10 protein-coding genes and 1 pseudogene are annotated in these 12,445 nt (G+C 37.3%); 5 read left to right on the top strand and 6 right to left on the bottom strand.

The annotated features are described in order from the left end of the window. Positions 1-101 precede the first annotated feature (101 nt). On the bottom strand, positions 102-938 hold the full coding sequence (locus tag HZ311_RS13235; RefSeq protein ID WP_041684401.1) for a DUF368 domain-containing protein: 837 nt from the start codon (positions 936-938) through the stop codon (positions 102-104). Between the two features lie 102 nt (positions 939-1,040). Then, positions 1,041-1,670: a lysozyme family protein gene (locus tag HZ311_RS13230; protein WP_023519464.1), complete on the bottom strand. Its 630-nt coding sequence runs from the start codon at positions 1,668-1,670 to the stop codon at positions 1,041-1,043. A gap of 210 nt (positions 1,671-1,880) precedes the next feature. On the opposite strand from HZ311_RS13230, the gene HZ311_RS13225 reads away from it, so the two are divergent. Both HZ311_RS13225 and mprF read left to right on the top strand, forming a co-directional pair. Continuing rightward, complete coding sequence (locus HZ311_RS13225) at positions 1,881-2,597, top strand: alpha/beta fold hydrolase (protein WP_178946744.1); 717 nt, start codon at positions 1,881-1,883, stop codon at positions 2,595-2,597. A 23-nt stretch (positions 2,598-2,620) separates the two neighbouring features. Further along, entirely contained in the window at positions 2,621-5,206 is a 2,586-nt protein-coding gene (gene mprF / locus HZ311_RS13220) for a bifunctional lysylphosphatidylglycerol flippase/synthetase MprF (RefSeq protein WP_178946743.1), read from the top strand. 74 nt (positions 5,207-5,280) lie between these two features. Here the strand turns inward: mprF and fic are convergent. From fic to HZ311_RS13205, 3 genes and pseudogenes are all read right to left on the bottom strand, one after another. Beyond that, a pseudogene (gene fic, locus HZ311_RS13215) lies at positions 5,281-5,769 on the bottom strand (protein adenylyltransferase Fic); the annotation flags it as partial. 178 nt (positions 5,770-5,947) lie between these two features. After that, entirely contained in the window at positions 5,948-7,135 is a 1,188-nt protein-coding gene (tuf, locus tag HZ311_RS13210) for an elongation factor Tu (protein WP_023519460.1), read from the bottom strand. A gap of 407 nt (positions 7,136-7,542) precedes the next feature. Then, positions 7,543-9,426 carry a glycosyltransferase family 2 protein gene (locus tag HZ311_RS13205; protein WP_023519459.1) on the bottom strand — a complete coding sequence of 628 codons (1,884 nt, stop codon included), beginning with the start codon at positions 9,424-9,426 and terminating at the stop codon, positions 7,543-7,545. 241 nt (positions 9,427-9,667) lie between these two features. Between HZ311_RS13205 and HZ311_RS13200 the strand changes: the two genes are divergently transcribed. Next, positions 9,668-10,024 (top strand): YxeA family protein, encoded by a 357-nt coding sequence (locus HZ311_RS13200; protein ID WP_175401361.1) that lies wholly within the window; start codon positions 9,668-9,670, stop codon positions 10,022-10,024. A 129-nt stretch (positions 10,025-10,153) separates the two neighbouring features. On the opposite strand, the gene HZ311_RS13195 is transcribed toward HZ311_RS13200, so the two are convergent. Beyond that, on the bottom strand, positions 10,154-11,158 hold the full coding sequence (locus HZ311_RS13195) for a nucleoid-associated protein (RefSeq protein WP_010735799.1): 1,005 nt from the start codon (positions 11,156-11,158) through the stop codon (positions 10,154-10,156). Positions 11,159-11,317: 159 nt separating this feature from the next. On the opposite strand from HZ311_RS13195, the gene HZ311_RS13190 reads away from it, so the two are divergent. After that, positions 11,318-12,169, top strand: coding sequence for an aldo/keto reductase (locus HZ311_RS13190; RefSeq protein WP_023519457.1), 852 nt, complete (start codon positions 11,318-11,320; stop codon positions 12,167-12,169). 22 nt (positions 12,170-12,191) lie between these two features. After that, entirely contained in the window at positions 12,192-12,437 is a 246-nt protein-coding gene (locus HZ311_RS13185; RefSeq protein WP_010735801.1) for a hypothetical protein, read from the top strand. The last annotated feature ends 8 nt before the right edge of the window (positions 12,438-12,445 follow it).

Below are 12,445 nucleotides of genomic sequence, written 5' to 3'. Positions count from 1 at the left end.
ACCTAGAAAAATCACAGAAGAGAATCGTTTCTTCGAACCATCTATCAAGAACTTGGCTGATTGAATACAACGATCACGTGACTTTTCTTCTTGTGCTTCTTCTACTTATACTGCTCTTCTAAACGGCTCATCCACCAGCCTAGTGCAGCACCAGCAATGAATAACACTAGACATGCCAAGATACCTAAAATGCCAAGTCCACTATAATTTGTAGGAATGATCATGATCGTGGATGCAAAAACAATGCCTAGAATAAAATGGAATAATTTGCTATAAGCTTTTGAGAAAATAAAATCCATTACTTTGGAAAGACCTAGTACACACACGATTCCGCCGATTGCAATAGGAATGATCACTTCTAAACGCACTTCTTTAAATCCATCAGCCATCGCTTTATACAGTCCCATATAAACTAAAAAATTCGATGGACTTAATCCAGGAACGATCATTCCGAGACCAATCAAACCGCCTGCCATCATCCAGGTATAGACATTTTGTTCTACTTGCCCATCAAATAAACGGGCACCATATAACAAGAAAAGATAACCTAAAATAAATGTCACAACCATAATAATGAGATCTGTATTGTTTCGGCCTTTTTTCCCTGACTCTTTCCATAAAGCGGGCACCGTTCCAGCAATACATCCCACAAAGAACCACAAAATCGTTGTTTCATAGGCCCCTAGTAAAAAACTGACTAAAAAAGACAGCAAGAATACACCAGTGACACCACCTAAGCCGACTGGTAAAAAGAATAAGACGTTTTCTTTAAAGTTTCTAGTGATATGTGCTAAGAAAGAAATCAGCCGCTCATACATTCCAAATACTGCTGCTAAAGCTCCTCCGCTCACTCCCGGCAAGATAAATCCTGAGCCGATAAACATTCCTTTGAAAAATCTTAATCCCCAATCTTTCGTTGTATTCTCTCTTTTCTCCATTACTTTTTGATTTTCTTCCACTCGTCCAAGCACTCCTTCTTTCCATTCATTGTATTCATTATTCGTCTTGCTTTGATTTGCAGTTGGTTCGATCCAACAGGCTTAAAAAATATTTTCATACCATTCAAGAAACTGTTGGTTCATCTTCACTACATCTGCATAAAACATATTACCACCATTATGGTATAAATACCCACCATTATACAATAATGACTGGATTCGCCAATAGCGATAGGTTTTTTTGTTGTCATTGCCTAAAAGCGGACTCAACACATCCCTAGAATACTCTTCGGCTAAACGGACCGTGTTCTTCCCGCCTCTTTTGTTGACGTAAGCAATATAGTCTTTGCCAAAATTGTACGCTTGGATCGCTGTCGCCAGATCGCAACCTAATGCTTTCGCCTCAGCTATCATCTCTGAGAGGTATTTGACTCCTTGGTCAATACTTCCTTCTTGTGTCGTGATCGCCTCCATCTGTCCATAGGCACTTTCCGAACTTTGCATCAAATCGACACCATTTCCTCTTGATTCAGTAAGTATGATTGCCTTCACTAGATTCTCATGTTCTTGCATTTGATACTTTTCTAATGCTGACGAAATCTCTGGCTGATAATTTTCTACACGCTTGATCGATTGATATGTTCTACCGAATAGAAAAAGAATCGTTGCCAGAATCGTGAAGACAAATAGACCTACGATCATACGGAAGATTGATTTTCTTTTTTTCTTCATTCAAACCCACCTAGCTATTTGACATCTTTTTTTATCTTACTATTTCTTTTCATTCTTGGCTATTTTTTCTCTGTTTTTTCTTATTTAATTTAATAAAAAATGAATGTTTCATTTTCCCTTTCATCTTACGAAAATGATCGTTCGTTTTATAGAGTTTCGATTTCTAAAATAGATAAAGAGCGTTATAATTCAAAATAGTAGGTGATAAATGTGAAAAGAGAAAAGAAATTTGCAAAAATGGCAGATGGTACTGACATCTATTATGAAAAAAGTGGACATGGATTTCCCCTCTTGCTACTTCATGGAAATGACGGGAGCGGTGATTTCTTTTCAGAACAAGTGCCCGTTTTAGAACAATACTTTACGATCTATCTCATCGATAGTCGCGGGCATGGACAATCGACAAATCAAGCAGGAACATTGAATTTTCGTTTGATGGCAGATGATTTATTGACAGTCATGCTGCTGGAACAAATCTTACAAGCGAATATCTTGGGATTTAGTGATGGAGCCAATCTTGCCTTAGTTTTTTCAAGCAATTATCCAGATAGGGTCAATCGCTTGATTTTAAATTCGGGTAATACACGGTTGAATGGGGTTCTCTGGTCCTCACGACTACTCAGTGCTTTTCACTATTTCTTTGTTTGGTTGCGCGCACTGTTCCAGCCACATTTACGTCAGCATTTATTGGTCATCGATTTATTGCTTCATGATATTGGCCTCACGACAGAACATTTAGAAAAAATCAATTGCCCAACACTGATCATCGTCGGTAAAAAAGATGTCATCAAACTGAAACATTCGCTTTATTTAGCGAAAACGATCCCTAATGCTTCATTTGTTCTCGTCACAGGACAAGGACACCAATTAGCTCGCCAAAACCCAGAACGCTTCAATCAAGAAGTTTTAGACTTCTTGACAAAATAAATTTGAAAATAGTAGGTGATTTTTTGTTCAAGCCAATCATTCAGTGGTTCAAAAGCCACTTGAGACTTATCAAAACGATTTTTTTGATTTCTGTATTAGTGATTATTATTCGTGAATTGATGACAATCAGTACTTTGTTATCTGCGGACCAACTAGCTCAAACATTTTCCACGATCCCACTCTGGAAAATTGGTGTCATGTTTTTGATTGGGTTGATTTCTATTCTACCCATGATTGGATATGATTTGATTTTCAACAAGTTACTAAATCAAAAGCAAAAGCCATTATATTTATTTGAAACAAGTTGGATGATCAATACCATTAATAACATTGCTGGATTTGGTGGCTTTGTCAGTATCGGTTTACGATCCGAACTCTACGGTCAAAGAAAAGATAGCAAACAAGTCATGCAAGCTTTATCTAAAGTATTTTTATTTTTGATGGCGGGTTTATCTCTGTATAGTTTAGTCTCGTTTTTTATGGTCTTCTTTACTCCTGTCGCTCCGTTTCTTAAACAGTATTGGATTTGGTTGATTGCCGGTGGTTTGTATTTCCCCATCGTTTTTATTTTTACCACGATCAAAAAAGAAGGCTATGTTGGTGGTCTTTCAATTAAATCCCAAGGGCAATTGTTACTCGTTTCCTTATTGGAATGGACGGGTGTCTTAGGAACCTTTCTTGCAGTCGGCTATTTGATGGAGATCCCCATCGATCTATGGCAAACAATCCCTCTATTTATCGCTGCTTCAGTTATCGGGATCATCTCAATGATCCCAGGAGAAATCGGTAGTTTTGATGTGATGATGATCTTTGGTTTATCAGCTCTAGGTATCCCTAAAGAAACCGTTGTGATCTGGATCTTGCTTTATCGGATCTTCTATTACTTTATTCCATTTTTCATTGGATTAGTATTCTTCTTTAAAAATGTCGGTGTATCGATTGACCAACGATACTCTGGTATTCCAAAGCAATTAGCGACCCAGATTGCCCGGAAGATCCTGGTGATCTTAATGTATTTTTCTGGCATCATGTTGGTTCTTTCAGCAACGATCCCGCAAGCATTTACTGAGTTTCGTTGGTTGCATCATATCAATCCTATAAAGATGCATTTTATTATGCAATTTCCAAGCATATTGTTAGGCTTCTTGTTTGTTATTATGGGACGAGGCATCGCAGCCAGAGTCAAGCGTGTCTACTGGCCAACCATTTTTTTGATCCTTGTTTCATTAATTTATGTTGGACTGAATGATCTAAGCACTACTGGCATTATTTTCTTACTATTGCTATTAGGTATCGTGATCGCTTCACGTAATGAATTGTTCAGAGATCAATTTATCTACTCGTGGGAATGGTTGACGATCGATGGGTTGATCATAGGTGCATTGACCGTTTTATATATCGTGATCGGTGTTTATAATATGCCCACTTTCCCACATCGTAATCATCGGTTTATTTCATTTTTTCTATTTCCATCAGAAAAAATTTGGTTGTCTGGTTTTCTAGCAATTTTAGCAGTAGCCTTTATCATGATTTTATTTGTCCACTATCTCCAAGGTAAAAAATCACAAGTTGGACAAGAGTTAGATGAAGCGGTCGCCACCACGATTTTAGAAACTTACGGCGGTAATTCAGATAGTCAACTGATTTTTTTGAAAGATAAACGGATGTTTACCTATGAAAAAGACGGGGAAGCAACCGTCTTGTTACAATTTGCTAGTTATAACAATAAGTGTGTGGTGATGGGCGATCCCTCAGGCAAAAAAGAAGATTTTCCAGAAGCGATCGAAGCCTTTATCGCAGAAACAGATCGCTTATGCTACTTGCCAGTCTTTTATGAAACGAGCGAAGAACTGGTTATGATCCTTCATGAATTTGGCTATGATTTTATCAAAATGGGCGAAGAAGGCCATGTTTCGTTAGCCGACTTCACGACTTCTGGGAAAAAAATGAAAGGCACACGTGCGATACTGAATCGCATCGAACGAGAAGGATTCACGTTTGAGGTACTTCAGCCCCCATATTCATCCCAACAAATGGCTGAGCTTAAAACCATTTCTGATCGTTGGCTAGGCAGTCGCAAAGAAAAAGGCTTCTCATTAGGTTTCTTCTCAGAAGACTATTTACAGCGAGCACCGATTGCAGTCGTCAAAAACGATCAAGATGAGTTGGTCGCTTTCGCTTCGATCATGCCGACTTATACGAATGATAAGATCGGAACGATTGATTTGATGCGCTATGATCCAGATACTGCCCCTTCCGGCAGCATGGACTATTTATTCATCCATCTTTTTGAATATATGAAGGAGGAAAATATCCGATGGTTCAATTTGGGTATGGCTCCTTTGTCTAATGTTGGGACTTCAAGAAAAAGTTTCATTCAAGAACGGATTGCTTATCTAGTCTATGAATTTGGCTCACATTTCTATTCTTTTCAAGGGTTGAGAGAATACAAAGATAAATATGCCACCAACTGGAAATCTCGCTATACACTTTATTCAAGAGATAGTTGGATCGCTTATGTAATGATCACGTTATTGATCATTGACAATGCGCCCGTTGATCAAAAAACAAAACCTTTGAATGGCTTAAAAAAATGGTTCCGTAAATAAAAAAACGCCTGATTTTGCTGTTTTAGTCAAAATCAGGCGTACTTTGTTTATTCATAAAACATTTTTTCCTTCTGTTATAAATCATCAATCGTATATTCAGAGTAACCTTCATAAAAATAACTCACATCGATCCCTTTCATATACAGTTCACGATCGGAAATCTTATCTGTCAACGCGTTAGAAATCAAATAGCTGATTTCTAAGTCATTGATCGGACTACGTTCCATTGCAGATAAATAATCCGACTTGTCAATTAGATTCCAGTCAACCACTTTCTGTATCTCCGATTTCAAAATGAGATCTAACCAAATTCTAGTACTCCTACCGTTCTCTTCACGAAAAGGATGAGCGATGTTCATCTCTACATTTTTTTTGATGATTTCTTCAAAAGTAGACTGTGGCATTTGGTCAATATGTTTTAGAGAATACTCTAAATACATGACTGGCGCAAACCGAAAATTTCCCTTTGCACTATTTACTGAGCGAATTTCCCCAATAAAATCATCGATTTCGCTCAACCCTTTGAACGTTCAAATTTCTAATTCATCTATTCTTCCAGAATCTCATAAAATGTTGTTCGAAGATTCCCCCCACAAAAAAAAGCGAGAAACCCAAAAATTCAAAGAAATTTTCGAGTTTGCTCGCTTTTTTATCGGTGATTAACACTTCTATTACAACCATTGGACAAGATATTCAAGTAAATACCTTGTCCACAGGTTTTATATTTTTTTATATAAATACTTACGCTTCGATTTCTGTTACCATTCCTGAACCGACAGTTCGACCACCTTCACGAATAGAGAAAGTCGTTCCTTGTTCGATTGCCACTGGATGGATCAATTCTACGTCGATGGTTACGTTGTCACCAGGCATAACCATTTCTGTTCCTTCTGGCAACACGATCGTACCTGTTACGTCTGTTGTGCGGAAATAAAATTGTGGGCGGTAGTTATTGAAGAACGGTGTATGACGTCCGCCTTCTTCTTTCGTCAATACATAAACTTCCGCTTTGAATTTTGTATGTGGTGTGATTGAACCAGGTTTCGCAATTACTTGACCACGTTCAATATCTTCTCTTTGAATACCACGTAACAAGATTCCGACGTTATCTCCAGCTTCGCCATAATCTAACGTTTTACGGAACATCTCTACCCCTGTCACAACCGCTTTTTTCGTTTCAGGTTTGATTCCGATGATCTCGATTTCATCACCGACACGAACAGCTCCACGGTCGATCCGACCAGATGCTACCGTTCCGCGACCAGTGATTGAGAAAACATCTTCAACTGGTAAAAGCAATGGTTTGTCGGTATCACGTTCTGGTGTTGGGATATAGTCATCCACTGTTTCCATCAATTCATTGATCGCAGCTTCTGCTTCTGGGTCACCTTGCAATGCTTTCAATGCAGAGCCTTTGATGACAGGTGTGTCATCACCTGGGAAACCATATTCATTCAATAATTCACGAACTTCCATTTCTACAAGATCGATCAATTCTTCATCATCGACCAAATCAACTTTATTCAAAAATACAATCAAATATTTTACACCAACTTGACGTGACAAAAGGATATGCTCGCGAGTTTGAGGCATTGGTCCGTCTGTCGCAGAAACAACTAAGATCGCACCATCCATTTGAGCGGCACCTGTGATCATGTTCTTCACATAATCCGCATGTCCTGGTGCATCGATATGTGCATAGTGACGTTTATCAGTTTCATATTCTACGTGTGCTGTGTTGATGGTGATCCCACGTTCACGTTCTTCTGGAGCTGCATCAATGCTTGCATAATCTTGAGGATTTGCTAAGCCTTTTTTCCCTAATACTGTCGTGATTGCAGCAGTCAATGTGGTCTTCCCATGGTCAACGTGCCCAATGGTTCCGATGTTTACGTGTGGTTTACTTCTATCAAAATGTTCTTTTGCCATAATTAACAAACCTCCTAAATAGTCTTATGCACTGAATGATTTCAGCTCATCGTCCATAACAGTTTTTTCAGTATAAACTCAAAAAAATCATCTACACTTACTTTTTGTAAGTTATGAACAAACCCTATTATACGTCAAAATTGGTCAAAGTCAATTAAAGTGTTTCGATACACTATTTCAATAAAAAGTGAGTGGGACATTAGTCTTCACGCATAATCTAAAAGAGAATATACAGCGGGGACAGAAGTAAACTCTTCGGAAATAAGACGGCAGCCACAAAAATTTGAAGAACAATTTACGTAGCTGTCGTCTTATTTCTCGAGCCTAAATACTTCTGTGACGACCTCTGTCATAACGCTATTGTTATTATTGACAGCGTTCGTTTTCTATTAGTAATAGTCATACTCTCAACTTTGTAAAGTATCGGTTTCCATATCGAATTCTAATTGTTTTGCTGCATTCAACTGATCACTGTAGTAACTTGCAAGTTCTTCTGCAGAAGCTTGTGTCAAATTGTTAAATGAGAAAGTCGCATATCTCCCATGATTTTCTTTACATATCGAATTGATTCTAAGTCCAGTTTTCTCATCCATAAATAAATAAGCTTTCCCAGGTGTAAAAGTGGGAGTAACTAATTTTTTGGAACGAAGTCTAAATCCGTTATAACTCATTTGATACATCTCAAATGATTGGGATAGATAACTTAGTTGTTTCTTTGTTACAATGCTCAATGCTTCACTGTCGCTTTCAATTGTTCGATTTTTACCAATCAAAATCGCATAGAATAATCCATAGAGGTTATACACTGACCATAGAAGTGTCACAATATAGCCTGTTTCATATCCTTCTCCTCGATAAAGTCGGTACAATGCAACGATAGAGGCGAAAGCGATCCAACCAAATAGTAACATATGAGGAAAAACTGTTCGCCAATCAAATGATTGACTGTCAACAAGTTCCTTTTTTGTCACTTTGAATTTTTTTTCCGAATGAAAGAACTCTTTGATCAATGCTCTAGTATGGATCGGCGCGACAAAACAATCATAGATATGCGAAGTAGTAAGATTCCTGATTTTAGGAACATACAACCGAAACGAAAGAGAAATCATGACAAACGGTGGTAAAAAGAACAATAATAACTGATTGTTGTTACTTCGAACAATAAATATATCAAAGACCATAAAAAGAGTTGGTGCTAATAAAAAAATGATTTTTTGAAATGAAGTAAACCAGTACAAATAAGAATTATAGTAACACAATTTTTGCATACGAGATAACCCTTTAAATTTACGTGGTTTAAAATGGTCAAATATTTGCTTTGTACCTTGGGCCCAACGTGTCCGTTGAGAGGACAGCTCTCGAGCTGTATAAGGCGTGATTCCCAAAGCATAAGCTTTATTTATGAAAATCGTTTCATAACCAGCATTTTGCAATAACATCCCTGTTGCCATATCTTCAGTAATGCTTTTTGTTGGGACGCCACCTATCTCCTCTAAAGCACTGCGTCGAATGATAGCGTTGGTCCCGATATGGATCAACGCATTTTCACGTGAAAGAGCTGGTTCTAAAAAACGCATAAATAATTCCTGTTCATTGTAAAATGATTTTCTCAATAATTGGAAGGGATCTTTATTATAAAAAGTTTGAGGATATTGAATTAACGCAACCTTTGGATTTCTAAAATAATCGATAGCCTCGTAAATAATATTTTTCTTAACGATGAAATCAGCATCTAAAAGCAAAATCAAGTCGCTACTTGTTTGTGAAAGTGCATAGTTGATATTTCCTGCCTTTGCGTTCTCGTTACCTTCTCTTGTCAGATAACCAATATGGTATTTTTCTGCAAGTTCTTTCAATTCCTCACGATGACCATCATCACAAATATATATTTTCTTATTTGGATAACGTAACGCTTTGACAGCCAAAGCAGTCGCAATCACTAATTTATTATCCTCATTATACGTACATATAAACGCTGCTACACTTGGTTGAAATGGCTCCTCATCGTAATGAACTCTCATGGACTCTTTCGACAACTTATTAGAAAACAAGTAAATAAAAAAACCATACACAAATAAACCAATAAATTCTGCCACATATAAAATAAGACCGAAAGTTAATGATATCACGCCATCATTTGGGATCGTGTAGAAAAGACGCCAGATCAAGTATACAACCAAAAATGCTAAAGTTAATTTGGAAAAGAATGGTTTTATCTTATTGTTTCTTTTTGCTAACACATAAAGTCCAAAAATTATACCAAACAAACCAACTAAATAATACAGTTCCATTTTAATACCACCTTTCATAACATTATTATATAATTTGTGTTTTTTTAAGCAAAGCAACTAGCTCTCCTAAAATTCGATTATCGTAAGCTCAACTTTGAAAAATGTTCTCACAGAAAACTTAAGTATTTTATACATAAAACGGCGAATATGCCATTATTATATATAAATACGATAAATTTTGGACTTTCGATAGACGAATAATAGATTTTGTTGAATAATAGTATCCGAGGTGAAAAAAATGATAAAAAAATTGATAGCATTATTGATTGTATTGGGAATTTTCCTAGGAGGAAGCTTTATCGCTTATGATTATTTCTATGGCGGTGAAACTTATTATACAAAAATCACCACTAACGGAGAAAAAGAAGTTGACTCAGCAGACAATGACATGGACGTTTCTATTTATGTATACGACCAAAATGCTTACAACGCACAAGGAGAAGAAAAAGCAGTCACTTTACGTGAAGCGAGAGATCGTCCTTTAAAAATGGATGCTTATTTAAAACTAAAAGTCAATTCACGTAAAGGCGTCATCAGTTGGGAAGAAGTAACAGCTTCTCAAGTGCCGGACAAAGCGTTAGATCAATTAGATCAATGAACCAGTTTACAATAAACAACACAAAAAAGGCAGTCAACACCCACAAGACTTGAAAAACGATCTTCGTGGATATTGACTGCTTTTTTACTATTCACTTTTATTTGGTTTCTTTGATTCATCTAAAAGAAACTATAGACGATTCAATACTTCATCCACATTTTTAATCATGACAGAGATCGTACCATCAGGATTATTGACAAATTCAATCAGATCCGGGTTACGATAAACGTCTACTGGTACAATCAATTCAATGCCATTTGATAAACGGAATTTTTGCTTTCCGAATTTTTTCTCTGAGATTTCTTGTACTTCTTTCACTGGTGGTGCTTCTGGAATAAAGCCTTGTTCTTTGACTTCTTCTTGGAATGCTAACTTGGCAGTGATATTTTCTTTGAATACTTTCTCCGCGATCATTTCATGATCCAATCTACCTTTTTCTTCGATCGTATCATACACAGCTTCTTTTAAGTCCGCCATGATATCGAATTCTTCTGCTTCAAACTTCTTGCCTAGCTGCTTCGCCACTTTTTTTATCACTTTGACGTTGTCTTCCAAAGAAGGTGCCGGGACGCTCTCAATCACTTTTCCCGAAAAGTAACATTCTTTTTTACCAGAGAACTCATAGCGTTTTTCAATCAACTCATACGTCAGATCTGTCAGATTGACTGCTAAGGCTTCATCTGCTTTTTGAGATTTTGAGCCAAGGATCGCTCGGTTCAAAATCAAACGGTTGTCAATACCGGCTTCATCTGCTTCCACATAGTGAGTATAAGCATCACGATAATTCACTTTCAATAAAGCTAAATACATCACAGTGTCTACTTCATACAAGACAACGAAAACATCTGCACTAGGTGCTTCCTCACTTTCTGCATAGATGTCAAACCACCGTTGGACTAAACGCTCACTTTCTTCGACAAAATTTTCTTGACACTGTTTCAAGTTTTGAGAAAATAGGCTTTCTTCAGTGAGTTGCCCTGTTTTAGTTTGTGCAGAAGAGATTTTTTGGATCTTCTTTTGTAGAAAGTCCCTGACAAAATCTTTCGTAAGATCCAGTTCTTGTTGTGAAAATACAGGAGATCCTGTTTCTCGATCAATAATATGCAAGATTGCTTTTTTTAAATAGATATCCATCGTTTCATTCCTTTCTGCTCTAGTTTACGGAAAATCAAACAAAAATACCAGAGACAAAATGGAACGAACAAAAAAATATTTTATAACAAACAAAATACATTTCTTTTTTTAGAAAATAAGCTACACTTAAAGTGTACTAAAATCAAAGGAGCTGAAAGTATGAATTCACTAACATCTACTTACCATTTATCAAATGGCTATGAAATCCCTGTTGTCGGTTTCGGTACTTGGCAAACCCCTGACGGAGACGTTGCTGTTTCCTCAGTTAAAGAAGCATTAGCTGCCGGTTATCGTCATATTGATACCGCTCAAGGGTACAAAAACGAAGAAAGTGTCGGACAAGCAATCAAAGAAAGTGGTGTCCCAAGAGAAGAGATTTTCTTAACGACTAAACTTTGGAACGAAAACCATAGCTACGATCTAGCAATGTCCTCTTTCGAAGAGTCCTTAAAAAAATTACAAACAGACTATGTGGATCTTTTCTTGATCCATTGGCCTAATCCAGTTTCTTTCCGCGAAAATTGGCAAGAAGCGAATGCCGAAACATGGCGTGCTTTTGAAGAGTTATACGAAGCTGGCAAAATCAAAGCGATCGGTGTCAGCAACTTCTTACCGCATCACTTAGATGAACTTGCAAAAACAGCAAAAATCATGCCAATGGTCAATCAAGTATTTCTTGCTCCAGGCGAATTGCAACCACCTGTTGTTGAGTACGCGAAAAAACATGATATGGTCCTTGAAGCATATAGCCCTCTTGGCACTGGTAAAATCTTCGACGTCACAGAAATGCAAGAGATTGCCAACACACACAATAAGAGCGTTGCCCAAGTAGCGCTACGTTGGTCATTACAACACGGTTTCTTACCATTACCAAAATCTGTTACACCAAGCAGAATCAAGGAGAACACTGAATTATTTGATTTTGAGCTATCAGAAGAAGAAATGAAGACGATCGACCAATTAGATGGTGTCGTTGGCAAAGCAAAAGATCCAGATACTACACAATTTTAAAGGTAAAGGATAGTGATATTCTATGAACCCCGTGGACCGCTTAGATCGTTTATCTGAAAAAGTGACTCAGACATTTGATCCAGATTTTATCTTTTTGATCCGTCCAGAAAAAATCCAGCATTTTCCTGCTCGAAACTGGTCAAGGGATGAAAAACTTGCGGAAATAAAAAAACGCTTGGATCATTCATTGATGACGATGCAATGGCAAGGACATGAGGTCATCTATTCACCTGAACTAGTCACCTTTGCCTTATTGCCAAAAAAATAACTAGATGA

It is taken from the genome of Enterococcus mundtii (assembly GCF_013394305.1).
GTDB lineage: Bacteria > Bacillota > Bacilli > Lactobacillales > Enterococcaceae > Enterococcus_B > Enterococcus_B pernyi.
Note: the sequence above shows the minus strand (reverse complement) of the source record. Positions and strands in the feature narration are given on the sequence as shown.

Bases quoted from the DNA above. Each gene is read 5' to 3' on its own strand.
- HZ311_RS13195 (WP_010735799.1), bottom strand. From the start codon at position 11,158: ATGGATATCTATTTAAAAAAAGCAATCTTGCATATTATTGATCGAGAA.
- HZ311_RS13230 (WP_023519464.1), bottom strand. From the start codon at position 1,670: ATGAAGAAAAAAAGAAAATCAATCTTCCGTATGATCGTAGGTCTATTT.
- tuf (WP_023519460.1), bottom strand. From the start codon at position 7,135: ATGGCAAAAGAACATTTTGATAGAAGTAAACCACACGTAAACATCGGA.
- HZ311_RS13235 (WP_041684401.1), bottom strand. From the start codon at position 938: ATGGAGAAAAGAGAGAATACAACGAAAGATTGGGGATTAAGATTTTTC.
- HZ311_RS13205 (WP_023519459.1), bottom strand. From the start codon at position 9,426: ATGGAACTGTATTATTTAGTTGGTTTGTTTGGTATAATTTTTGGACTT.
- HZ311_RS13190 (WP_023519457.1), top strand. From the start codon at position 11,318: ATGAATTCACTAACATCTACTTACCATTTATCAAATGGCTATGAAATC.
- HZ311_RS13185 (WP_010735801.1), top strand. From the start codon at position 12,192: ATGAACCCCGTGGACCGCTTAGATCGTTTATCTGAAAAAGTGACTCAG.